This window comes from Candidatus Binatia bacterium (assembly GCA_036563615.1).
Lineage (GTDB): Bacteria > Desulfobacterota > Binatia > UBA12015 > UBA12015 > DATCMB01.
This window is the reverse complement of record DATCMB010000022.1, coordinates 575,762-598,309: the sequence shown is the minus strand read 5'-3', so window position 1 is coordinate 598,309 and position 22,548 is coordinate 575,762. Positions and strand designations below refer to the sequence as shown.

The window sequence follows — 22,548 nt, the reverse complement described above, 5'->3', positions numbered from 1 at the left end:
TCCCACCTCTTTGTGGTTCGAGTCAAGGAGAACCACAAGCAGTTGAGGTCGCGCCGCGCCAGTCCTCAGCCCACGTCGCGCAGGGATCCGTCGAGAAACGACAGGAACGGCCGCCACTCCCCGTAGTGGCGGAGGCCGAACGTCTCGCCGAGAAACGGCGTCCACGCCGGACGGGTCGGCTTGCGCAGCAGCCGGATCCCGCACTGCTCGGGCGTCCGCCCGCCCTTGCGTCGATTGCAGTTGTGGCACGAGCACACGACGTTGTCCCACGTCGAGAGACCGCCCTGCGAACGCGGCACGACGTGGTCGAGGTTGAGCTCGCTACGCGGAAAGCGTCGGCCACAATATTGGCAGGTGTCGCGGTCGCGCGCGTAGACGTTGGCGCGCGTGAAGCGGACGTGACGTCGCGGTACACGATCGTAGCTCACGAGCAGGATGACCCGGGGAACCGGCATCGCGCCCCCGACGAGACCCAGCGTTTCGCGCGCCGTGCCGTACTTGCACCAGGAGACGAAGTCGAAGGTCTGGTACTGATCGTCGACCGCGCGCGCGATCCCCTGGTACAACATGATGCAGGCCCGGCGGACGGAGGTGATGTGGATGGGAAGAAAGGAGCGGTTCAGAACGAGGGTCTTCGAATGGAGGACATCGCGCGAACGCGACGGCCTCGCTGCGGAGGCCTCGGGAGTTTCCTCAAGGCTGACCGCAACCCCACCGCTCATGGCCGCTCTCGACCGGGTCACCCGTCATGTTTCCGCACCCGGACGTAACGGTGCCCACCGCGCCAAGTCAAGGCAGCGACTGGGGTCTTGCTCTTCGTGGGACCATTGGATAGCGTCCGCCAGCATGACGACCGCGCCACGCGCGTGGGCTCAGGGGATGCCTCCACGCCGTGCCGCGCTGTTCCCCGCTAGCACCATTCCGGCTAGCACTTCCCCGGCATCGCTCGCGGGCGGGTTGACCGCCTCTCTCGGCTCCGGCGCGACGCGAGCCTTCGCGCCGGTAGGCTGACGTGCAGAAGCGCATCATCATCAATTCCTCGGCCATCGAGACGCGGGTCGCCCTCGTCGAGGGGACGGCCGTCGCCGAGCTGCACGTCGAGAGCGGCGGCGAGCACTCGATCGTCGGCAACATCTACAAGGGCAAGGTGCTCCGGGTGCTGCCCGGCATGCAGGCGGCGTTCGTCGACATCGGGCTCGACAAGGCCGCGTTCATGCACGTGTCCGACTTCTGGCGCGCCCCGGACAGCGACGCCACCGCCACCGAGGGCACCGACACGCCGAGCGGCGAGCTCGCGACCGACATCGAGCTCGAAGCGTCGCTCGCCGCCTACGCGGAGGACCTCGAGCCGGAGGAAGCGCTCGCCTCGCAGACGGAGGTCGAGTCGACGGAAGGCGCGAGCGCTCCCGCGAGCGACGAGGGCATGCCGAGCGCCGACGACGCCGCTGCTACCGACACCACGGCATCGCCCGACGCCACGACCGAGGCCGCAACGGCGGTCGACGCCGACGCCGATGCTGCGTCGTCGGAAACCGATCCGGCCGCGCCGGCGGAGGACGCGAGCTCCGACACCGCGCGTCCCAAGGCGCGCGAGGACGTTCCGATGCCGAGCATCGAGGAGGTCCTCACCAAGGGCCAGGAGATCCTCGTCCAGGTGTCCAAGGAGCCGATCGGCTCGAAGGGCGCGCGGATCACGTCGCACATCTCGCTGCCCGGCCGCTACGTCGTCTACATGCCGACGACCGACCACATCGGCGTGTCGCGGCGCATCGAAGACGAGAAGGAGCGTCAGCGCCTGCGCGACATCGTCGCCAACGGGCGCCCGAAGGGAGCCGGGGGTTTCATCGTCCGCACGGCCTGCGAGGGCGTCAGCAAGCGCGAGATCGTCGCCGACATGCGCTTCCTGTCGCGGCTCTGGACGAGCATCGTCAAGAAGAGCGAGAAGACCGCCGCGCCCGCGCTGCTGCACGCCGACCTCGACATCGTGCTGCGCGCCGTGCGCGACCTCTTCACCAGCGACGTCCGTCAGGTGGTCCTCGACCGTCCGGAGGATCACAAGCGGGTGATCGAGTTCGTCGACAGCGTGCTGCAGCCGAAGCTCAAGTCACGCGTCGAGATGTACGACGGGGTCGAGCCGATCTTCGACCACTTCGGCATCGAGAACCAGGTCAACCGCGCGCTGGAGCGACGCGTCTGGCTGAAGTCGGGCGGCTACCTGGTGTTCGACCAGACGGAGGCGCTCACCACCATCGACGTCAACACCGGCCGCTTCGTTGGCAAGAAGACGCACGAGGAGACGGTCCTCAAGACCAACCTGGAGGCCGCGCGGGTCGCGATCGATCAGCTGCGCCTGCGCAACATCGGCGGCATCATCATCATCGACTTCATCGACATGGAGAAGGCCGCCAACCGCAAGAAGGTGAGCGAGGCCCTGGCCGAGGCGGTCAAGCGCGACAAGGCGCGCACCAACATCCTGCGCATCTCGGAGCTCGGCCTGGTGCAGATGACGCGCAAGCGGACCCGCGACAACCTCCGCCAGCTCATCACCACGCCCTGCCCGACGTGCAACGGCGACGGGCGTCTCAAGTCGGTCGGCACGCTCGCCGCCGAGGCGCTGCGGGTGATCCGTCGGCACGTCGCCGCGGCGCCCGAAGCGGAGCGCGTGACCGCCACCCTGCCGCCCGAGGTCGCGGCCGCGCTGCAGGGGCCGCTGCGCGCCGGCGTCGAGGAGCTCGAGAGCAAGCTCCAGATCCGCATCACGATCCGCGCCGACGCCAAGCTGCCGCGCAACCACTGCGAGGTTCAGGTCAGCGCGTCGACCCGCAAGGCGAGCGGCTCGAACGAGCTGCCGATGCTGCCCGCGGCCGCGGGTCCCGCGGCCAACGAGCCCTGACCGCGATCAGCGGCCGAGCCCGCCTCCGGCGAGATCGAAGCGGCGGTAGATCTGACGCTCGCTCGCGTCGTCGCCGCTCTTGACTCCCACCGCGACCACGCGTCCCGAGCGCGCCTCGAAGCGCACCTTCACCACGGTTCCGGTGAGCGACTCGCCGCGGCTCCGGAGCGCCCGCGCGACCTTGCGCGCGCAGCGGGCGAAGTCCTCGCGGTCGACCTCCGCGGGTGGCTCCGCTCGCCCCTGCAGCAGCGTCTCCGCGCCGACGGTGAAGATCCGATCTTCACCGGCGTGGCGCAACTGCTCCGCTTCGACGCGCGCCGCTTCGACCGCGTCGCGACGAACGCGATCGATCTCGCGATCGACGCTCAACAATGCGTCCTGCAATCGTGCACGCTCGTCGAGGAGATCGCGCAATCGCGTCAGCAATTCGGTCTGCGACGACGTCGTCGAAACGGTCGTGCGCGGCACCGCGTCAGGCTGCGATTCCCGCGGCATCTCCTTGATTTGTGACATTTCGTGAGCCTATACATTGCCTGGCCGGTGCTTGCCCAGAGGAGGTGGTGAGATGGAGTTGCCCAAGTGCCAGAAATGCAACAATGGGTTGCTGATCCCTCTCTCCGACTATGGGCAGGAAGGCGCCACCGTGATGTTCAAGGCGTGGGTGTGCACCAATCCGGACTGCGGCTTCTCGCTGCGCATCGACAAGGGTGAGGTGACGTTCGGCCGCCGAATCGAGCACAAGCACTGACGCCACCGAGGGCAACCGAGGAACGGGAGGGCACCGCCGCAAGCACCGCCACCCGCTGGTCGTGAGCCATCGACGTCGTCGACGCACGGCGTTGGCTTGACGCGCCACCGCCGAGGAAGATGGCATTGAGGCGAGAAGTGCGATCGCACCCGCGTCGCACGAAAGATCGGCCAGGAGCGTACGCCGACCGCTACATGTCGGCCGCCGAGGCCGTCACCAAGGTCCGCTCCGGCGACCACATCTTCATCGGCTCGGGGTGCGCCGAGCCGCAAATGCTCGTCCGAGCGCTCGCCGAGAACCAGGCGGTGGTCGCCGGCGAGATCATGCACATCCTGACGCTCGGAGTGGCGCCCTACGCCGACCCGCGCTTCCCGACCCGCTTCCGCCACAACGCGTTCTTCATCGGCGCCAACGTCCGTGACGCGGTGCACGCGGGTCACGCCGACTACACGCCGGTCTTCCTTTCCGAGATCCCGGGCCTGTTCCGCAGCGGACGCCTGCGCGTCGACGTTGCGCTGATCCAGGTCTCGCCGCCCGACCGCGCGGGCTACGTCAGCCTCGGCATCTCGGTCGACGTGGTGAAGAGCGCGATCGAGTCCGCCGACGTCGTGCTCGCCGAGGTCAACCCGAACATGCCGCGGACGCACGGCGACAGCTTCGTGCACGTCAGCGAGATCGACGCGCTGGTCGAGTGCGACGCGCCGCTGCTCGAGCTGCCGAGCACGCCGCCCGACGACGTCTGCAAGGAGATCGCGCGCAACGTCTCGAGCCTGATCCCCGACGGCGCCACGCTGCAGATGGGGATCGGCGAGGTCCCGCAGGCGCTCACGCCGCTCCTCGGCGACAAGCACGACCTCGGCGTGCACACCGAGATGTTCTCGGACGGCATCGTCCCGCTCATCGAGGGCGGGGTCATCACGGGACGGCGCAAGACGATCCACAAGGGCAAGGTCGTGGCGTCGTTCTGCATGGGCAGCCGGAAGCTCTACGACTACGTCGACGACAATCCGTTGTTCGAGTTCCTCGGCGTCGACTTCGTGAACGACCCGTTCGTGATCGCGCAGCACGACGACATGATCGCGATCAACTCGGCGTTACAGGTCGACCTCACGGGCCAAGTGTGCGCGGACTCGATTGGCCACAAGTTCTTCAGCGGCATCGGCGGCCAGGTCGACTTCATCCGCGGCGCGCGACGCTCGCGTCGCGGCAAGCCGATCATCGCGATGCGCTCGACCGCCGAGAACGGCGCCGTGTCGCGCATCGTCCCGGTGCTGAGCGAGGGCTCGGGCATCGTCGTCACGCGCGGCGACGTACACTACGTCGTCACCGAGTACGGCGTCGCGAACCTGCACGGCCGCACCGTGCGCGAGCGCGCGCTCGCGCTGATCTCGATCGCGCACCCCGACTTCCGCTCGGAGCTGCTGAACGCGGCGAAGGAGCGGCGCTTCGTCATGCCGTCGCAGATCCCGCTGCCCGAGCAGGCGCTGCCCTACCCGACCAGCGTCGTCACGGAATCGACCCTGAAGGACGGGCGCCGCATCCTGTTCCGTCCGCTGCGGCCCGACGACGAGCGCGCGCTGCGCGACTTCTTCCACTCGCACTCCGACGAGACGATCTACCTGCGCTACGGCACGCCGCTGAAGCGGCTCACCGACGCGCAGGTCCAGCGCTTCGTCACCCTCGACTACGACCAGCGCATGGCGATCGGTGGCTTCGTCGCAAGCGGCGCGGAAGACACGGGCGAGCTCGACCACCTGGTCGCCGTCGCGCGCTACGACCTCGACCCGAAGACCAACCTCGCCGAGTGCGCCTTCGTCGTCCACGACGACTTCCAGAACCAGGGGATCGGCACCAAGCTGCTCCACCTCCTGATGGACTACGCGCGCAGCCGGCAGATCGAGGGCTTCACGGCGCAGGTCCTCGCGCGCAACGCGCGCATGCTGCACGTCTTCGGCCGCTGGTGCTCGCCGATGACGAGCCGTCTGCACGAAGGCTGCTACGAGCTCACCTTCCGCTTCAACGAGATCGACAAGGCGCGGCGCCAGGAGCAGCGCGCCGACACCCCCACGCCACGCTGAGCGCGCATCAGCGGCAGAGGCGCACGCGCTCGAGCTGGCCGTCGGACACGACCACGACCTCGCCGTGCGCGGCGGTCTCGCGCCAGGCGGCGCCGAAGGCCGCGTGACGCTCGCGCACCGCGGGCGCCGGAAAGCCGAAGCGGTTGCGCCAGCCGAGCATCGCGACCGCGAGCGACGGACGGCTCGCGGCGAGAAACGCCCGCGTGCTCGACGTGCGGCTGCCGTGGTGCGGCACCTTGAGCACCGTCGCGGCGACGGCGTCGCGCGCCCCGGCGAGCGCCGCCTCCGCGTGCTCCTCGACGTCGCCGGTGAACAGCACGCGGGTCGCGCCGAAGGTCACGCGCAGGACCAGCGAGGCGTCGTTCTCGGACGCGTTCCGGAGCTGCGCGGGCGGGTGCAGGACCGCGACCTCGGCGCCCGCGCGCGCCGCGCTCGGCACGTCGCCGCGCGCGAGCGTCCGCGCTCGCGCACCCGCCCCATGCAGCGTCGCGAGCAGATCCTCGAACGCCGGCGCGCGCGCTCTTCTTCCCGACGACCACAGCTCCGCGACGCGCACGCCGCGCGCCACCGCCGCCATCCCGCCGTAGTGGTCGAAGTCGGGGTGCGAGAGCACGAGCGCGTCGAGACGCCGTACCGCCGCACGCCGCAGCGCCGGCAGCACGACCCGCTCGCCGGTGTCGAACGCGCCGCCGAGCCCGCCGGCGTCGATGAGCAGCGCGCCTGCGCTTCCCGGCAGGACGACGAGCGCGGCGTCGCCCTGCCCCACGTCGAGGAAGCGCACCACGAGCTCGCGTCGCCACGGCCGCTCGCTCGCGAGACCGGCCGCGAGCGCAATCGCCGCGAGCGCGAGCAACGCCCGTCGTCCGGCGGCGTTGGGTCGCGCCGCGACGAGCAAGGCGAGAAGCCCGATCACCGTCGCCGGCGAAGCGAGCGAGACGTCGAGCGCGCACCACGGCTGCGCCGCGAGCCAGGCGACGAAGCGGTTCGCCGGCGCGATCGCGAGGCCACCGAGCCACAGCAACGGCTCGCCGACGGCGGGCGACACGAACGACACCGTCGCGCCGACGAGCCCGAGCAGCAGCGCGAGCCATCCCACGAGCGGCACGACCACGAGGTTCGCCACCACGCCGACGAGCGCCACCGAGCCGAAGTGGAACGCGGTGAGCGGCGCCGTCGCCAGCGTCGCCGCGAGCGACGCGACGACCGCGGCGAGCAGCACCGCGACGACGCGTCCCACGAGCCGCTCGCCCGCGAGCCATGGGCTCGCGTGCTCCAGGCGCAGCCGCTGCAGACGCTCGCCCGCGACGACCAGCGCCGCCACCGACGCGAACGACAGCTGAAACGACGCCTCCGAGGCGACGCCGGGATCGCTCAACGCGAGCGCGATCGCCGCCGCCGCGAGCGCCGTCCACACGTCGGGACGTCGCACGAGGGACACGGCGCCGAGCCCGATGGCCGCCATGGCGAGCGCGCGCAGCGTCGCGACCGCGCCGCCGCTGAGCGCCGTGTAGGCGAGCGCTGGCGGGATCGCCGCAAGCGCCGCCACGCGGACGACCAGGACGCGCAACGCGAGCCACGGCCAGCGCGCGAGCAGCCAGGCGAGCGCGACGTAGACCGAGGTCGCGACCAGCGCGATGTGCAGCCCGGACACGGAGAGGACGTGCGCCGTGCCGGTGCGAGCGTAGGCGTCCCGGACGTCGCGCGGGATCTCGCGCTGGTCGCCGAGGACGAGCGCGCGCAGGATGCTGCGCTGCGCATGGTCGGTCACCGCGCGCTCGAGCGCGGCGCCGATCGACGTGCGCGCGTCGTCGATCCAGGTGTCGAGCGCGAGCGCGTTCTCGCTACGCGGTTCGACCTCGACCGCGGCGTCGTTCGGCACGGACGCGAGCGCGACGATGCCGCTGCGCCAGCACCAGCGCGCGTAGCCGTCCGTGCCCTGGTTGCAGAAGCCGCGCGGCGCCCGCGGCGACGCGCGAGCACGGACGCTCTCCCCGACCCGCCAGGTTCGCTCGGTGCTCCAGACCGTGAGCCGCACGCGCTCGCCGTCGGCGAACGGCGGCGACCCGCGCAGCTCGAGGTCGAGCGTCGCGCGCGTCCCGCCGCGCGACGGTCCGAGACGGACCGCGACCACGCGTCCGTGAAGCTCGCAGACCTCTTCCGCGACGTTCGCCAGCCGCGCATCTCGGCGCGCGTCCTCCCAGGCGATCTGGGCGCGACCGATCGACGCCGGCACCAGCAGCAGCAGAGCCGCGGTCCCGAGCCGGCGGTGGCGGAGCAAGAGCGTCGGCGCCGCGAGGACGCCGGCGACGAGCAGCGCGGTCAGCAGGTCGTCCTCCGGCAGCGCTTGTCCGACGAGCAGGCCCACCGCGACCAGCGGCAGCATCGCGCTTCGCGCGAGCGGTCGGCGTGCCGACAGCGGACGGGCGCACGTCACGCACGCGCCTCCATGCCCGCCGCGTCGCACGCGGGCGCGGCTCCGAACAGCGCGGCGGCATTGCCGCCGGAGGCAAGAGCGTCAGGCGGAGGCGCGCGTCTCGTCGGACAGCGCTTGCTTGACGCGCTCCGCGAGGGCTCGACCGAAGCCCGGAATGCTCGCGATGTCCTCGACGCTCGCCGCGCGCACGCGCGCGAGGCTGCCGAAGTGCCGCAGCAGCGCGCGCCGCCGCTCCTCTCCGATCCCCGCGATCGAGTCGAGCGGCGACGTCAGACGCGCGCGGTCGCGCAGCTTCTGGTGGTAGGTGACCGCGAAGCGGTGCGCCTCGTCGCGGACCTTCTGCAGCAGGAAGAGCGCGCTCGAGTTGCGCGGCAGAATCACCGGGTTCTTGCGGCCGGGCAGGAACACGCGCTCCTCGGAGCGCTCGATCTCCGGCGATTGGGCGCTGCGCTCGACGCGCATCTTGGCGAGCCCGACGACGTCGAGCGTCTCGATGCCGAGGTCCTGCAGCACCGCGGTCGCGATGCCGAGCTGCCCTCGCCCGCCGTCGATCACCAGCAGATCGGGCAGGTCGTTCTTCTCGAGGCCTTTGCCGAGGCGTCGCTGCAGCACCTCGCGCATGCTCGCGAAGTCGTCCTGGCCGGCGACGGTGCGCACGCGGAACCTGCGGTAGCGCTGCGGATCGGGCTGGCCCTCGTCGAACGACACCACCGAGCCCACCGTCTCGCCGCCCTGGAAGGTCGAGATGTCGATGCACTCGATGCGCTTCGGCGGGTTGCGCAGCTGCAGACGCTCCTGCAGCTCGCGCGCGGTCTTCTCCGAGCGCTCCTCCTCGTCGCGGCGCTCGGCGAACGCCTGGCGCGCGTTCGCCGTCGCGAGCTCGACCAGGCGGACCTTCTCGCCGCGTCGCGGACGCAGGATCGACACCATGCGCCCCTTGCGCTCGCGCAGCAGCTCGGCGCGCGGCTCCGCGTCGTCGAGCTCGACCGGCACGAGGATCTCGTCGGGGATGAAGCGGTCGCCCTGATAGAACTGCGTCAGCAGCGAGCCGATGACCTCCTCGTCGGGCAGCTCCCAGTCGGCGAAGCCGAAGGACTGATTCGCGGTCAGCTTGCCGCTGCGCACCATCAGCACCTGCGCCTCGATGAAGCCGCCTTCGCGGTAGATGCCGAAGACGTCCTGGTCGCCGCCGCCGTGGATCAGCGCCCGCTGCTTCTGACTCGTCTTCTCGATCGCCCGCAGCTGGTCGCGGAAGCGCGCCGCGTCCTCGAAGCGCAGCTCGTCCGCCGCCTCGCGCATGCGACGCTCGAGCGTGCGGCGGAGCTGCACGTCCTTGCCCTCGAGCAGCAGCGTGACGGCGCGCAGGTGCTCCTCGTACTCGTTGCGGTCGACCGGCAGCACGCACGGACCGAGGCAGCGCTTGATCTGGTACTCGAGGCACGGACGCGTGCGGTTGCGGAACACCGGATCGCTGCACGTCCGCAGAGGGAACACCTTGCGGATGACGTCGAGCGTCTCACGCACCGCGGACGCGCTGTGGAACGGACCGAAGTACCGGCTGCCGTCGCGGACGATCCGGCGCGTCACCAGCACGCGCGGCCAGGCGTCATTCGTGATCTTGACGCTGACGTAGGACTTGTCGTCCTTCAGGCGGATGTTGTAGCGCGGCTTGTACTGCTTGATGAGGTTGTTCTCGAGGATGAGCGCTTCCTTCTCGTTCCTCGTGACCAGCACCTCGACGTCGCCGATGCGGCGTACCAGGAACTGCACGTGGTAGCGCTCGTCGCCGCCGCGGAAGTAGCTCTGCACGCGCGTGCGCAGCGTCTTCGCCTTGCCGACGTAGATCACCTTTCCGGCGTGGTCCTTAAGCAGGTACACGCCGGGGTCGTTCGGCAGCGCGGCGAGCTTGGCGCTGAGCCGCTCGCTCGCGTCCTGCGGAGCCTCGCGCTCCTCGACGTCGCGCAGCGGCTCGTCCGCTTCGATCACTAGCGGCCTCCGGGCGTCCCCCGGCCGGTCGCGGCCCGACGCGTTCGCATGGTGGCAGCAGCCGTACCACGCCCGCGCCGCGGCGTCTTGACGCGCCCCGAGCCGGCGCGCGTCTCGGCTGCGGCGTCGAGCGGCGCGCCGCCCTCGAGCGCGCGCAGCTTGTCGCGCAGCTCGGCCGCGCGCTCGAAGTCGAGCGCCTCCGCCGCCTCGCGCATTGCCTGACGCAGCTCGCCGATCAGCCGCGGCAGGTCGCGCGCGTCGACGTGGTCGATCTCGTCCGGCGGCGCGAGCGGCACCGTCGCGTAGTCGGCCTCGAACACCTCGACTAGCGGCGAGCCGAGCTGCTTGCGGATCGTCTCGGGCGTGATCCCGTTCTCCTCGTTGTAGCGACGCTGGATCTCGCGACGACGGTTGGTCTCGTCGATCGCGCGACGCATCGAGTCGGTGATCGCGTCGGCGTACATGATCACCATGCCGTTCACGTTGCGCGCCGCGCGACCGATGGTCTGGATGAGCGAGCGCGTCGAGCGCAGGTAGCCTTCCTTGTCGGCGTCGAGGATCGCGACCAGCGACACCTCCGGGATGTCGAGCCCCTCGCGCAGCAGGTTGATGCCGACCAGCACGTCGAAGTCGCCGCGTCGCAAGCCGCGGATGATCTCCACGCGCTCGATGGTGTCGACGTCGGCGTGGATGTAGCGGACCTTCACCCCGACGTCCTGCAGGTAGTCGGTGAGGTCCTCGGCCATCTTCTTGGTGAGCGTCGTCACCAGCACGCGCTCGCGACGCTCGATGCGCAGGCGGATCTCCTCGAGCAGATCGTCGACCTGCTCGCGTGCGCTGCGCACCTCGATCGCCGGATCCATGAGACCCGTCGGACGGATCACCTGCTCGACGACCACGCCGCCGCTCTTCTCGAGCTCGTAGTCGCCGGGCGTCGCCGAAACGTAGACCGCCTGGCGCACGAGGGCCTCGAACTCCTGGAAGTTGAGCGGTCGGTTGTCGAGCGCCGACGGCAAGCGAAAGCCGTACTCGACGAGCGTCTCCTTCCGCGAGCGGTCGCCGCGGTACATGCCGCCGATCTGCGGGATGGTGACGTGGCTCTCGTCGACGAACAGCAGGTAGTTCTCGGGGAAGTAGCCGAGCAGCGTCGCGGGCGGCGTGCCGGGCGCGCGCCCGTCGAGGTGACGCGAGTAGTTCTCGATGCCGTGGCAGAAGCCCATCTCGGCGAGCATCTCGAGGTCGAACTGCGTGCGCTGCTCGAGCCGCTGGGCTTCGAGCAGCTTGCCCTCGGAGCGCAGGTAGGCGAGCCGCTCGGCGAGCTCGGCGCGGATGCCCTCGATCGCCTGGTCGAGCCGGTCGGACGTCGTCACGTAGTGGCTCGCGGGGAAGATCTCCGCGCGCGCCAGCCCGCGCAGCGTCTTGCCGCGCAGCGGGTCGAATTCGGTGATGGATTCGATCTCGTCGCCGAAGAACTCGATGCGCAGCGCCGACGCGTCCTCGTACGCGGGGAACACCTCGACGCAGTCGCCGCGCACGCGGAACGTGCCGCGGTGGAAGTCGACGTCGTTGCGCTGGTACTGGATCTCGACCAGCTTGCGCAGCATCTTGTCGCGGTCGACGCGCCCTCCGCGCTCGAGGAAGACCATCATCTCGAAGTACTTCTCGGGCGAGCCGAGACCGTAGATGCAGGACACGCTGGCGACGATCAGGACGTCGTTGCGCTCGAGCAGCGCCTTCGTCGCCGAGTGGCGCATCTTGTCGATCTCGTCGTTGATGGACGAGTCTTTCTCGATGTACGTGTCGGTCGACGGGACGTACGCTTCCGGCTGGTAGTAGTCGTAGTAGCTGACGAAGTAGCGGACGGCGTTGTCGGGGAAGAACTCCTTGAACTCGTTGTAGAGCTGCGCGGCGAGCGTCTTGTTGGGCGCGATGACGAGCGTCGGGCGGTTCACCCGCGCGATCACGTGCGCCATCGTCAGCGTCTTGCCCGAGCCCGTGACGCCGAGCAGCGTCTGGTGCTTGACGCCGGACAGGATGCCTTCGGTGAGCTCGTCGATGGCGCGCGGCTGGTCGCCCTTGGGCTCGAACGGCGCCTGCAGATGGAACGAGCCTTCCCGGCGGATCTCCCCGGATCCCGTGCTCACGACCGCGTTACCCTGCGTGGCCCCGGATCACTCGGCCGGAAACACCCAGACGCCGGCGTCCTCGAAGATGTACGCCAGCGCCTCCTCGCTCCCGATGCCGTCCGCGGCCGCGAGGTGATCGAAGAACAGCGCCTCACTGGCGTAGCCGCGGTCGTGCACCTGGCAGTAGAAGCTCGCGCCGAGCGGCGCGCCGAGGACGTCCTGCTGGCCGACGATCCCGACGTGGACGCCCGAGGGCGGAGCGATCACGGTGCGCGGGAACGACACGACCGGCGCACGGCCGGTCGGGTTCAGGGGCGTCGGGCCTGCGGGATTGAGCGGCGTCGGACCGGCCGGGTTGCGCGGCGTCGGCCCCGCGGGGTTGGGCAGCACGACCCGCGGCGCGACGTGGCGGCCCCCGCCGGACGCACGGTGCCCGGGACTGGTGCCGCTCGCCGGCGTCGCGAGCGCCGCCGTCAGCAGCGCGGCGCCCACCCACGGCGCCAGGATCGCGGTCATCCTCGACCGGGTCGTCGTCATTTCTGCTTGCCGCCCTTCCAGCGCTTGTACTTCTGCTCGAAGTTGCGCCGTTGCTCCGGGCTCATCTGGCGGTACTTCTGGTAGTTGCGCTGCACGCGCTCGCGCTCGCGCGGATCGAGCCGTTTGTAGTTCTCGTAGCTCTGATCCATGCGCCGGCGGCTGGACTCAGGCAAGCTCTGGTAGCGCTGGAAGTTGCGCAGCGCCTTCTGCCGCTCGGCGGCGCTCATCTCCTCCCAGCTGCGCGCGAGCCGCTCGGGATGTCGCTGCGCGCGCGCCTCGTCGACGCCGTGCGCGAGCACGGCGACCATCAGCGTCGCGAGCAGCACGGACGCGATCCGCATCGGCCGGGCCATCGAGCGAAAGGTAACCCTTCTTCGAGGGCCGTGCAGGATCAACCGGCGCCGCCGCTCTCGCCGTCGCCGGGCGACTCGGCGAGAACCGCGTCCAGGTGCTGCAGCTCGTCGAGCTTGCGGACGATCGGGAAGTCGAGGAACAGGTCCGGCCGCTCGAGCAGGTCCCGTGGCGGGTCCGCCTCGCCGAGCGCGACCGCCTCGATCGCGTCCTCGTCGATCACGGGCTCCGGCTGCTCGCGGCGCTCGGGCTGGGCGGGCTTTGCCGCTTGCGGCTGGGACGTCGCCGTCTGCGCCGTCTGCGTCTGCTTCGCCGGCGCCCGCTTGGCCGCCGCGACCTGGGTCTGCGGCGCCGGGTCGACCTTCTGCTGCGGCTCGCCCTTCGGCTGCGGCGCGCCGGTCTCGCGCGCGGCCAGCGTCTGCGGCGGCGCCGGTGCAGGACCCGCCGGACGCTGCTCGGTCTCGCGGCTGACGATCACCAGCGCGAGCGCCGCCGCGGCGGCGAGCCCGCCCATCGCGGCCCAGCCCGGGAGCCAGCGCGCACGCGACGGGTTGCCGCCCCGCGCGCCCCGCGTCCGGCGAGCGGACTCGAGGTCGAGCACCGCCCCGCCGCCCGCACGCTCCTGGGCCGTCGGCGACGACGCGCCCTCGGCCTCGATGCGCTGCCACAGGGCGTCGAACGATCCTGCGCCGACCGCCGACGCCTTCAGATGCCGTTCGATCACGGTCCGGGTCGCGCGGAGCCGCTCGAGCTCGCCTTGGCAGGCTGCGCAGCTTGCGAGATGGCTCTCGAGACGCGCCCGCTCCTCGGGCGCGACCTCGCCGTCGAGCAGGGCCACGATCGACCCGATCACCTCCTCGCACTTCATCGATCGCCCTCGAGATACCCCCTCAAACCCATCTTCAGGCGTTGAGTTGCGCGAAAAATGAGGCTTTTCACGGCCTGCTCCGACACGGAGAGGATCTCGCCGATCTGCTGATAGCGGAGCTCCTCGACGCGGCTCAAGATGAGCGCCGTGCGCTGCGCCTCGGGCAGCTCCGCGATCAATTCGGCGAGCCGCCCCTCGAGCTCGCGGTGCGCGGCGTAGCTCTCGCCCTCGGCCGGAGCCGGGTCCCGCGGATCCCACGGCGCCTCGCTCTCGTCGTCGGACGGACCGACCGCGTCGACGCGCGAGCGGTAGTCGTGCCGGCGCACCTCGTTCAAGCAGAGATTGTGCGCGATGGTGTAGAGCCAGGTGGAGAACTTGGCGCGCGGCTCGTAGCGCTCGCGCGTTCGGTAGACCTGGAGGAAGACGTCCTGCGCCAGCTCCTCGGCGCGGGCCGTCGCCCCGACGAACCCCGCCGCGAACCTCGCCACGGACGCCGAATACTTTTCGAATAGCGCGCGGAACGCCTCGCGATCCCCGTCCTTCACGCGAAGCATGAGCGCCGTGTCGGGATCTTCGGCGGGATCCAACAAGGCTAGCTCCTGAAACCCGCGGCGAGCAGCGAGGTCGCGCATCGCCTGGCGAGCATCCGCTCCTCTGTACGGGTTCAGTTTCTCTTCCTCAAATGTATATTGGCGGGCGATGCGACGGCGCAGCAAGGGTTTGTCGGGAGATGGACACGGCACGACCCTTCCCTCGCTGCACGAGCACCTCGAGCGCATCCAGGCCTACATGCGGGGCTGCGGGCTGCTCGCCTTCCCGAGCTCGGAGACGCCGTTGCGCCGCCAGCTCGCCGACTTCATGGAGGCGCACTTCGACGAGACGATCCGCATCTGGGCCTCGACCATCGCCCGGGCGCTCGACATCGAGGGGGAGAAGTACGACCAGCTCGTCGAGGACATCTCCGGGGCACAGCGCCGCTGGATCGACCACATCCGCAACCCGGACGACGTCACGACCTACGAGAAGCTGCGCGAGGACGCCCGCGGCGGCTTCATCTCGAAGCACCCGCCGTCGCGCTTCCTCGCGAGCCAGATCAAGATGCGCCAGATCCTGGTCGACCTGCTGCGTCGCGAGATGCGCGGCAGCCCCGACCTGCCGGAGCTGATCGGGCTCCTCGACCAGGAGATGTCCGAGCGGATCCTGCACATCACGGACTTCTTCGTCGAGGCGCGCGAGCGCGAGATCGCGGACCAGACCGAGAGCTACCGGCGCTCCGTCGACTCGGCGCCCGCAGCGATGCTCATGGTCCGGGCGGAGGACGGCGTCATCGAGGGCGCCAACCAGGTCGCCGAGCGCGACATCGGCGAGGCCGAATCCGCGCTGCTCGGTCGCCCACTGTGGGAGCTGCACCCCGAATCGGAGCGCGCCACCGTGCGCGAGATGCTCGCCGAGACCGTCGAGCGCGGACGCGCCGCGCGCGGCAACCTCCACCTCGAGCGTGCAGGGCGCGACCTGCTGCCGGTCGACGCGCGCGCGGCGCTGATCGAGTACGGCGACAACCGCACGCTGCAGGTGATCTACGTCGACCTGTCGGAGCGTCGCCAGCTCGAGTTCCAGCTCATCCAGTCCGAGAAGATGGCCGCGATCGGCCAGCTCGCAGCGGGCATCGCGCACGAGATCCGCAACCCGCTCGGCATCATCGGCAACGCCCTCTACGAGCTCGGCGAGCTCATCCAGGACCCGACGCCCGAGGTGCACGACGATCTGCAGATCGCGCGCGTCGAGATGGCGCGGGCGCAGGAGATCATCAACACGCTGCTCGAGTTCTCGCGCGACAGCAAGACCGAGACGCAGGCCGTGGACCTCAACGGCCTCATCGAGCGCACGCTCAAGTTGATGAACAAGTACCTGCAGAACCACGGCGTTCGCGCGTACACCGAGCTCGCCGCCGTCGAGCCCTGCGACGCGAACGAGAACGGCATGCGTCAAGTCCTGCTCAACCTGATCACGAACGCCGTGCAGGCCATGCCGAAGGGCGGCGAGCTGCGCATCGAGACGCGCTGCATCCCGGGCGGACGCGTGCGGCTGTCGATCGCCGACACCGGCGTCGGCATCCCGCCCGAGCGCCGCGGTCGCATCTTCGATCCGTTCTTCACCACCAAGGCACCCGGCGAGGGCACCGGCCTCGGGCTGTCGGTCGTGCACTCGGTGATCAAGAACGCGGGCGGCACGATCCACGTCGACAGCACGCCGGATCGCGGCACCACCTTCGTCATCGAGCTTCCGATCCGACAGCCGAGCTTCGGCCTCGACCTCGACGCGGCCACGCCGCTGGCCGCACGACCTGCAGCGGAAGGGGACGCTTGAGCGCGCGCATCCTGCTCGTCGAGGACGAGCCCAACATGGTGCGCACGCTGAGCCGCATCCTCGAGCGTGCGGGGTACTCGGTCGCGACGGCCGGCAACGGTCGCGAGGCGCTCGAGCAGCTCGAGTCGGCCGGTCCGTTCGACGTCGTCATCACCGACCTCAACATGCCGGTGATGGACGGCATGACCTTCCTGCGCTCGGTCCAGGACATGCCGGCGCGCCCCGCGCTCGTCGTCTTGACGGGCTACGGCACGATCCAGAGCGCGGTCGATGCGATGAAGCTCGGCGCCGCGGACTACCTGATCAAGCCGTGCAACCCCGACGACCTGAAGATCGTCATCGAGCGTCAGCTCGAGCTGCGCTCGCTGCGGCGGGAGGTCGCGACGCTGAAGCGCGAGGTGCAGCGCTACCAGCGCTACGGCGCGCTGATCGGCGACGATCCGGCGATGCAGGAGATCTACCGCATCATCGAGACCGTCAGCCAGAACAAGAGCACCGTGCTCATCACGGGCGCGAGCGGCACCGGCAAGGAGCTCGTCGCGCGCACGCTGCACGCCAAGTCGCCGTGGTCGCGCGGTCCGTTCATCGCGGTCAACTGCGGCGCGTTCTCGGAATCGTTGCTCGACAGCCAGCTCTTCGGCCACCGCCGCGGCTCGTTCACCGGGGCGATCAACGACCAGGAGGGCGTCTTCCAGGCGGCGAGCGGCGGCACGCTGTTCCTCGACGAGGTCTCGGAGATCCCGCTGCCGCTGCAGGGGAAGTTTCTGCGTGCGATCCAGGAGCGCGAGATCACGCCGCTCGGCACGACGCGGCCGATCAAGATCGACGTCCGCCTGGTCGCGGCGAGCAACAAGGATCTGCGCGAGGAGGTCCGCGCCGGACGCTTCCGCGAGGACCTCTTCTACCGGCTGAACGTGGTCAACATTCACCTGCCGCCGCTCGCCGCGCGGCGCGGCGACATCCCGGCCCTGGTCGACCACTTCATCGGCGAGTTCGCGCGCTCCTACGGCGTCGCGCCGAAGCGGCTCTCGGACGCCGCGCGCGAGCGGCTCCTCGCCCACGACTGGCCGGGCAACATCCGCGAGCTGCAGAACACGATCGAGCGCGCGTTCGCGATCTCGACCTCCGACATCATCGACGTCGCGGACATCGCGCCCGGGCTGCCGCCCGTCCCTGGCGGCGCGCCGCAGCCGAGCGAAGCGCAATCTGCGTCAGGCACCACCGGCGCTCCGGCAGACGGTGCTCCGGCCGCGCAGGGCGCGCCGAGCTCCCCGACCGCTCCCGACGCCCATCCCTACGACGTCGTCATCCCGCTCGAGGAGGCCGAGCGGCGGGCGATCGTTGCCGCGCTGCGCCAATCACGCGGCAACAAGAACGAGGCGGCACGTCTGCTGAAGATCGACCGGCAGCGACTCTACCGGAAGATCGAGAAGTACCGTCTCCAGTGATCGCCCGCCTGTAACACCTCGGTAACTTGCGACAACGCGGGCCTCGTGCAAAGGCACGAAATCGCACCTATTTGGTCGCATCCCGAGTGCAAATGAACGTGGAAACGACCTCTTCCACCTGGCCCGCATCCTGCTGTCCGACTTTTGTGCAATGACCCGCGGAATGAAGGTCCTCGTCGCCACGGCGAGCAGCAACCTGCAACGGCTCATCAGCCGCAAGCTTCAGCGTAGCGGCTACATCACCGACGAGGTCACCTCCGCGGCCGCGGCCCTCGAGGCAGTGCGCAACTCCGAGTACGAGGCGATCGTCACCGACATGCACCTCCCGGACTGTTGCGGTGCGACGCTGGTCAACTCGATGCGCGAGGCCGGCGTGTCGACGCCGGCCATCCTGCTGGTCGAGGAGGAGACGCCCCGCGTGCGCGACGCCACCGCATTGCTGTGCTCGACGCAATGTCTCGCGTCGCCCGACCTCGACAGCCTGCGCGACGCGATCGCGCACGCCTGCCGCAGCGCGTCACGCGCCCCTCGGCCGGAGCCGAAGGAAGCTTGACGGGCGGCATCGCCCGCATGCTCCGCTGAGCGGCACCGTCGCCGGGACGGACGCCTCCTTCGCAACCTTCTTCACGTCGAGTACGCCGAGTTCAGCTCGACGTAGTCGTGCGACAGGTCGCTCGTCCGTAGGCGCGCCTGCGCGCGCCCCTGCCCGAGCCGGATGGTGACGTCGAACTCGGGACGCTGCATGACGGCGCGCGCGGCTTCGGCCGCGGACGCGATGCCGCCGCCGCGGCGGAACACCTCGACCCCGCCGATCCGGATCGAGACCTTCTGCGGGTCGACGGCGACGCCGCTGTAGCCGATCGCGCACGCGATCCGGCCCCAGTTCGGGTCGGCGCCGAAGAACGCCGTCTTGACGAGCTGCGAGCGCCCGACGGTGCGCGCGACGCGCACGGCGTCGGCCTCGCTGCGCGCGCCCTGGACGTGGATCGTGACGACCTTGGTCGTGCCCTCGCCGTCGCACGCGACCAGGCGCGCGATCTCGCCAGCGACCGCGTCGACCGCCCGCGCGAGCGCCCGGCGCACGGCACCGTCGCCCGTCACCACGGGATTTCCCGCAGCACCGCTCGCGAGCAGGTAGAGCGTGTCATTGGTGCTGGTGTCGCCGTCGACGGTGAGCTCGTTGAACGGTCGCGCGCCGACCTCGCGCGCGAGCCAGCGCGCCGTCGCCGCGTCGACCGCCGCGTCGGTGACGATGAACACGAGCAGCGTCGCCATGTCGGGCGCGATCATGCCGGCGCCCTTGCCGATGCCGGCGACCGTCACCCGGCGTCGTCCGATGGTCACCGACTCGCTCGCGACCTTCGGGAAAGCGTCGGTCGTCATGATCGCGCGTGCGAAGCGCCACAGTCCGTCGGAGCTCGCCTCGGCCACCGCACGCGCGATGCCGTCTTCCAGGCGATCCATCGGGAGCGGCACGCCGATGATCCCGGTCGAGGCCGGCGCGACGAGCGTCGGCGAGATCGACAGCGCCTCCGCGACTGCGGCGCAGGCGCGCTCGGCGTCGGCGAGGCCTTGCTTACCGGTGCAGGCGTTCGCGTTGCCGCTGTTGACCACCAGCGCCTGCAACTTGCCGCGTCGCACCCGCTCGCGCCCGACGAGCACGGGCGCCGCGCAGAAGCGGTTGCGGGTGAAAACGGCGCCCGCGGCGGCCGGTCGATCGGCGATCAGCACCGCGCAATCCGGTGCGCCGCTCTTCTTGATGCCACACGCGACGCCGCCGAAGCGGAAGCCGGGGACCAGGATCGGGCGTTCGACGACATCGATCTTCACAGCAGAACCATCACCTCGCTCGCAAAGGCTTCGAGCTGTTCGAGGAGCTCCGCGCAGCTCGCGCTGACGAAGCTCATGTGGAGGCGCGCCACCCCGAGCGCGCGATAACGATCAACGAGCGCCGCGACCTCCGACGGAGGAAGCCGGAGACCGCCGTCGCGGCAACCGGCGTCGCGGTGTAGCAGATCGAGCGTCGGAAACGGCGCGACCACCTGCCACGGGCCGCCGCCGCGCCGCTCGAGGAGCGCGCGACCGTACGCGATCAGCGCCGCGAGCTCGTCGAGCTCGAGCTGCCAGGGAATCCAGCCGTCCGCGTGCTCGACCGCGCGCCGCACCGCGCGCCGTCCGTTGCCGCCGACCCAGATCGGCGGTCGCGGCGCGCGGTGCGGACGCGGGTCGAGGACGACGTCGCGGAACGAGAACCAGCGTCCGTGAAACTCGGCGGGCTCGCCGCTCCACAGCGCCTTCAGGACCTCGATCGCCTCGTCGGTGAGCGCGCCCCGCGCCGCGAAGTCGACGCCGAGCGTGCGGAACTCGGGCTTGAGATGTCCCGCTCCGACGCCGACCACGAGGCGTCCGCGCGTCAGCGCGTCGAGCGTCGCGAGCTGCTTCGCGAGCACCACCGGCTGGTGGTACGGCAAGACGAGGACGTGCGTCAGCAGCTCGATGCGCTCGGTGATCCCGCCGAGGTACGCGAGCGTGCTAAGCGGGTCGTACCAGGTCGCCCCCATCGCGGCGGCGTACGAGCGCGGCACGACGGCGTGCTCGGAGCACGCGACGTGCGCGTAGCCGAGGCGGTCCGCGGCGCGGGCGACGCGCTCGATCTCGGCGGGCCCCGCGCTGCGCTCCCAGGGCTGCACCCGGGCCGGAACCTGCTGCACGACCGGTAGCCCGATGCCGAAGCCGATCGCCCGGGTCACGGCCGTCGCGCCGTCGCGCTCGCCAACGCCATCGCCATTGCGCGATTCCGCTCTCGTCGCCTATGGCTGCGCCCGGAGGCGACGATGCAGGCCCTGGTCTTCCGACATAGCGTGCCGCGGCAGATCATCACCAAACTGCTTTCCTTCGCAACCCCGGCGGCCTTCGTCGGACCGACGTCGCCGATGCAGCTCGAGGAGGTTCCCGATCCGAAGCTGCCCGCCGACGACTGGCTCGTGATCCGCACGCGGCTGTGCGGCATCTGCGGCAGCGACTACAAGCAGGTGTTCCTGAACGGCAGCGTCGACAACCCGATGACCTCGGTGATCTCGTTCCCGCAGGTGCTCGGGCACGAGGTCGTCGGAACGGTCGAGCGGGTCGGGCCTGCCGTCAAGAACAGACGGGTCGGGCAACGCGTGGTGCTGAATCCGTGGCTGTCGTGCGCGCCGCGCGGCATCACCCCGCCGTGTCCCGCGTGCGCGCGCGGCGACTTCTCGATCTGCCAGAACTTCACGCGCGGACACCTGCCGCCCGGGATCCACACCGGCAACTCGAGCGCCGCGACCGGCGGGTTCGCGCCGCTCGTGCCGGCGCACGAGTCGATGGCGATCCCGGTGCCCGACGACGTCAGCGACGAGGCCGCCGTGCTCGCCGATCCGTTCTCGGTCTCGCTGCACGCGATCCTGAAGCGTCCGCCGGCACCCGGTCAGTGCGCGCTGGTCTACGGCTGCGGCACGCTCGGCCTGTGCGCGATCGAGATCCTGCGACGCCTGTATTCGGAAAGCCCCGTGATCGCGATCGCGCGCTTCCCGCACCAGCGGCGCATCGCGCAGCAGCTCGGCGCGCACGAGGTTCTGCCGCACGAGCCCACCAAGGCGATCATCGAGGCCGTCGCGCGGATCACCGGCGCCGACCTGCTCACGCCGTGGTTCGGCAAGCCGATGCTGAACGGCGGCGTCGACGTGATCTACGACACGGTCGGCTATCCCGAGACGCTCGAGGTCGGCGTGCGCATCACGCGTCCGCGCGGCGCGATCGTGGTGACCGGCGTCGAGATCCCGCGCCGCTTCGAGTGGACGCCGCTCTACTTCAAGGAGATCCACCTCATCGGCTCGAACGCGTTCGGCGAGGAGAACTTCGAAGGCCGGCGGCGGCACGCGATGGAGATCTACCTCGACCTGGTCCGCGACGGCCGCGTCGACGTGACGCCGATCTTGACGCACCGTTTTCCGCTGCCGCGCTACCGCGAGGCGTTCCGCGCCTGCTGGGACCAGAGCTCGTCCGGCGCGGTCAAGGTGCTGTTCGACTACACGAGCGACGTCGCCTGACCTCGACCGCTCGGCCACCGCTCAGCCGCGCAGCTCCCACGGCGAGGTCACGCCGGCGGGCGCCTGGTAGAGCGCGATCGGCAAGCCGTCCGGGTCGCGGACCAGGCACGACGCCACGCCCGGCGCGTGCTGCACGAGCGTCTCCTCGAGCACGGCGACGCCGCGGTCGCGCAGCGAGTGCAGCGTCGAGGCGAGGTCGTCGACCGCGAGCGCGAGGTGCGAGAGCGCCGACCGCGCCCCGCCCTGCTCGTCGACCACGTCCGCTGCGTCCGCACGCTGCAGCAGCTCGAGCCGGAAGCCGTCGCGCTCGAGCAACGCTCCGCGCACCTGCGCGTCGACACGGAGCGTGCGTGCAGCCGCCGCGCTGGCGAGCGCCATCTCACCGACGACGGAGAAGCCCAGGATGTCGCGATAGAACGCGAGCGAGCGGCCGATGTCGCTCACGCCGAGCGCGACGTGCAGCATGCCGACGATTGCCATCGCGAACCCTCCCGCCGCGCACCGCGCGCGGCGCACGACGCCCGCCGGCTTTAGCGGACCTCGGCCGCTCCCGATACGTTGAAAGCGGCCAGACGCATCAGTAATCGAAGGATAAGTCCCGACGAACGCGCGCCCGCGCGCTCGTCACAGCATGGA

19 protein-coding genes are annotated in these 22,548 nt (G+C 70.4%); 7 read left to right on the top strand and 12 right to left on the bottom strand.

All coding sequences use genetic code 11. The annotated features are described in order from the left end of the window. Positions 1 to 65: 65 nt before the first annotated feature. Positions 66 to 569: an HNH endonuclease gene (locus VIS07_21170; protein HEY8518032.1), complete on the bottom strand. Its 504-nt coding sequence runs from the start codon at positions 567 to 569 to the stop codon at positions 66 to 68. A 443-nt stretch (positions 570 to 1,012) separates the two neighbouring features. On the opposite strand from VIS07_21170, the gene VIS07_21165 reads away from it, so the two are divergent. Next, the gene (locus VIS07_21165) at positions 1,013 to 2,893 is read left to right on the top strand and encodes an Rne/Rng family ribonuclease (protein HEY8518031.1); all 1,881 of its coding nucleotides are present in this window, start codon (positions 1,013 to 1,015) and stop codon (positions 2,891 to 2,893) included. A 6-nt stretch (positions 2,894 to 2,899) separates the two neighbouring features. Here VIS07_21165 and VIS07_21160 read toward each other — a convergent pair whose 3' ends face one another. Then, the gene (locus tag VIS07_21160; protein ID HEY8518030.1) at positions 2,900 to 3,262 is read right to left on the bottom strand and encodes a hypothetical protein; all 363 of its coding nucleotides are present in this window, start codon (positions 3,260 to 3,262) and stop codon (positions 2,900 to 2,902) included. Between the two features lie 196 nt (positions 3,263 to 3,458). Between VIS07_21160 and VIS07_21155 the strand changes: the two genes are divergently transcribed. Both VIS07_21155 and VIS07_21150 read left to right on the top strand, forming a co-directional pair. After that, positions 3,459 to 3,641, top strand: coding sequence for a hypothetical protein (locus VIS07_21155; GenBank protein HEY8518029.1), 183 nt, complete (start codon positions 3,459 to 3,461; stop codon positions 3,639 to 3,641). A 194-nt stretch (positions 3,642 to 3,835) separates the two neighbouring features. Further along, complete coding sequence (locus VIS07_21150; GenBank protein ID HEY8518028.1) at positions 3,836 to 5,719, top strand: GNAT family N-acetyltransferase; 1,884 nt, start codon at positions 3,836 to 3,838, stop codon at positions 5,717 to 5,719. Positions 5,720 to 5,726: 7 nt separating this feature from the next. On the opposite strand, the gene VIS07_21145 is transcribed toward VIS07_21150, so the two are convergent. The 7 genes from VIS07_21145 to VIS07_21115 all read right to left on the bottom strand — a co-directional run bounded on the left by VIS07_21145 (position 5,727) and on the right by VIS07_21115 (position 14,737). Continuing rightward, positions 5,727 to 8,153 (bottom strand): DNA internalization-related competence protein ComEC/Rec2, encoded by a 2,427-nt coding sequence (locus VIS07_21145; protein ID HEY8518027.1) that lies wholly within the window; start codon positions 8,151 to 8,153, stop codon positions 5,727 to 5,729. A gap of 81 nt (positions 8,154 to 8,234) precedes the next feature. After that, positions 8,235 to 10,139, bottom strand: a complete 1,905-nt coding sequence (gene uvrC / locus VIS07_21140; protein ID HEY8518026.1) for an excinuclease ABC subunit UvrC — start codon at positions 10,137 to 10,139, stop codon at positions 8,235 to 8,237. Next, positions 10,139 to 12,262 carry an excinuclease ABC subunit UvrB gene (gene uvrB, locus VIS07_21135; protein ID HEY8518025.1) on the bottom strand — a complete coding sequence of 708 codons (2,124 nt, stop codon included), beginning with the start codon at positions 12,260 to 12,262 and terminating at the stop codon, positions 10,139 to 10,141. The genes uvrC and uvrB overlap by 1 nt, the downstream gene beginning before the upstream one ends. Positions 12,263 to 12,310: 48 nt before the next feature. Continuing rightward, complete coding sequence (locus tag VIS07_21130) at positions 12,311 to 12,781, bottom strand: hypothetical protein (GenBank protein HEY8518024.1); 471 nt, start codon at positions 12,779 to 12,781, stop codon at positions 12,311 to 12,313. A gap of 17 nt (positions 12,782 to 12,798) precedes the next feature. Beyond that, positions 12,799 to 13,143 (bottom strand): DUF3106 domain-containing protein, encoded by a 345-nt coding sequence (locus tag VIS07_21125; protein ID HEY8518023.1) that lies wholly within the window; start codon positions 13,141 to 13,143, stop codon positions 12,799 to 12,801. A 50-nt stretch (positions 13,144 to 13,193) separates the two neighbouring features. Beyond that, complete coding sequence (locus VIS07_21120; protein HEY8518022.1) at positions 13,194 to 14,021, bottom strand: zf-HC2 domain-containing protein; 828 nt, start codon at positions 14,019 to 14,021, stop codon at positions 13,194 to 13,196. Continuing rightward, complete coding sequence (locus VIS07_21115) at positions 14,018 to 14,737, bottom strand: sigma-70 family RNA polymerase sigma factor (GenBank protein ID HEY8518021.1); 720 nt, start codon at positions 14,735 to 14,737, stop codon at positions 14,018 to 14,020. Before VIS07_21115 ends, VIS07_21120 begins: the two co-directional genes overlap by 4 nt. On the opposite strand from VIS07_21115, the gene VIS07_21110 reads away from it, so the two are divergent. The 3 genes from VIS07_21110 to VIS07_21100 all read left to right on the top strand — a co-directional run bounded on the left by VIS07_21110 (position 14,721) and on the right by VIS07_21100 (position 18,389). Continuing rightward, the gene (locus tag VIS07_21110; protein ID HEY8518020.1) at positions 14,721 to 16,388 is read left to right on the top strand and encodes an ATP-binding protein; all 1,668 of its coding nucleotides are present in this window, start codon (positions 14,721 to 14,723) and stop codon (positions 16,386 to 16,388) included. The two genes, VIS07_21115 and VIS07_21110, sit on opposite strands and share 17 nt — an antisense overlap. After that, the gene (locus VIS07_21105; protein HEY8518019.1) at positions 16,385 to 17,836 is read left to right on the top strand and encodes a sigma-54 dependent transcriptional regulator; all 1,452 of its coding nucleotides are present in this window, start codon (positions 16,385 to 16,387) and stop codon (positions 17,834 to 17,836) included. The genes VIS07_21110 and VIS07_21105 overlap by 4 nt, the downstream gene beginning before the upstream one ends. Positions 17,837 to 17,999: 163 nt before the next feature. Then, positions 18,000 to 18,389, top strand: coding sequence for a response regulator (locus tag VIS07_21100; protein HEY8518018.1), 390 nt, complete (start codon positions 18,000 to 18,002; stop codon positions 18,387 to 18,389). Between the two features lie 71 nt (positions 18,390 to 18,460). Here the strand turns inward: VIS07_21100 and argJ are convergent, their stop codons facing one another. Both argJ and VIS07_21090 read right to left on the bottom strand, forming a co-directional pair. Then, positions 18,461 to 19,666, bottom strand: coding sequence for a bifunctional glutamate N-acetyltransferase/amino-acid acetyltransferase ArgJ (argJ, locus tag VIS07_21095; GenBank protein HEY8518017.1), 1,206 nt, complete (start codon positions 19,664 to 19,666; stop codon positions 18,461 to 18,463). Next, entirely contained in the window at positions 19,663 to 20,586 is a 924-nt protein-coding gene (locus VIS07_21090; GenBank protein ID HEY8518016.1) for a TIGR03619 family F420-dependent LLM class oxidoreductase, read from the bottom strand. Before VIS07_21090 ends, argJ begins: the two co-directional genes overlap by 4 nt. Positions 20,587 to 20,670: 84 nt before the next feature. Here VIS07_21090 and VIS07_21085 point away from each other — a divergent pair, with 84 nt between their 5' ends. Continuing rightward, on the top strand, positions 20,671 to 21,912 hold the full coding sequence (locus VIS07_21085; protein ID HEY8518015.1) for a zinc-binding dehydrogenase: 1,242 nt from the start codon (positions 20,671 to 20,673) through the stop codon (positions 21,910 to 21,912). Between the two features lie 21 nt (positions 21,913 to 21,933). Here the strand turns inward: VIS07_21085 and VIS07_21080 are convergent, their stop codons facing one another. Beyond that, the gene (locus tag VIS07_21080) at positions 21,934 to 22,392 is read right to left on the bottom strand and encodes a VOC family protein (protein ID HEY8518014.1); all 459 of its coding nucleotides are present in this window, start codon (positions 22,390 to 22,392) and stop codon (positions 21,934 to 21,936) included. Positions 22,393 to 22,548 lie beyond the last annotated feature (156 nt).

What these genes read in the sequence shown, in the direction of transcription:
- VIS07_21150 (HEY8518028.1), top strand. Translation starts at nt 3,836, where the DNA reads ATGTCGGCCGCCGAGGCCGTCACCAAGGTCCGCTCCGGCGACCACATC.
- VIS07_21120 (HEY8518022.1), bottom strand. Translation starts at nt 14,021, where the DNA reads ATGAAGTGCGAGGAGGTGATCGGGTCGATCGTGGCCCTGCTCGACGGC.
- VIS07_21085 (HEY8518015.1), top strand. Translation starts at nt 20,671, where the DNA reads ATGCAGGCCCTGGTCTTCCGACATAGCGTGCCGCGGCAGATCATCACC.
- VIS07_21110 (HEY8518020.1), top strand. Translation starts at nt 14,721, where the DNA reads ATGCGACGGCGCAGCAAGGGTTTGTCGGGAGATGGACACGGCACGACC.
- VIS07_21125 (HEY8518023.1), bottom strand. Translation starts at nt 13,143, where the DNA reads ATGCGGATCGCGTCCGTGCTGCTCGCGACGCTGATGGTCGCCGTGCTC.
- VIS07_21100 (HEY8518018.1), top strand. Translation starts at nt 18,000, where the DNA reads ATGAAGGTCCTCGTCGCCACGGCGAGCAGCAACCTGCAACGGCTCATC.
- VIS07_21080 (HEY8518014.1), bottom strand. Translation starts at nt 22,392, where the DNA reads ATGGCAATCGTCGGCATGCTGCACGTCGCGCTCGGCGTGAGCGACATC.
- VIS07_21130 (HEY8518024.1), bottom strand. Translation starts at nt 12,781, where the DNA reads ATGACCGCGATCCTGGCGCCGTGGGTGGGCGCCGCGCTGCTGACGGCG.
- VIS07_21170 (HEY8518032.1), bottom strand. Translation starts at nt 569, where the DNA reads ATGTTGTACCAGGGGATCGCGCGCGCGGTCGACGATCAGTACCAGACC.
- VIS07_21155 (HEY8518029.1), top strand. Translation starts at nt 3,459, where the DNA reads ATGGAGTTGCCCAAGTGCCAGAAATGCAACAATGGGTTGCTGATCCCT.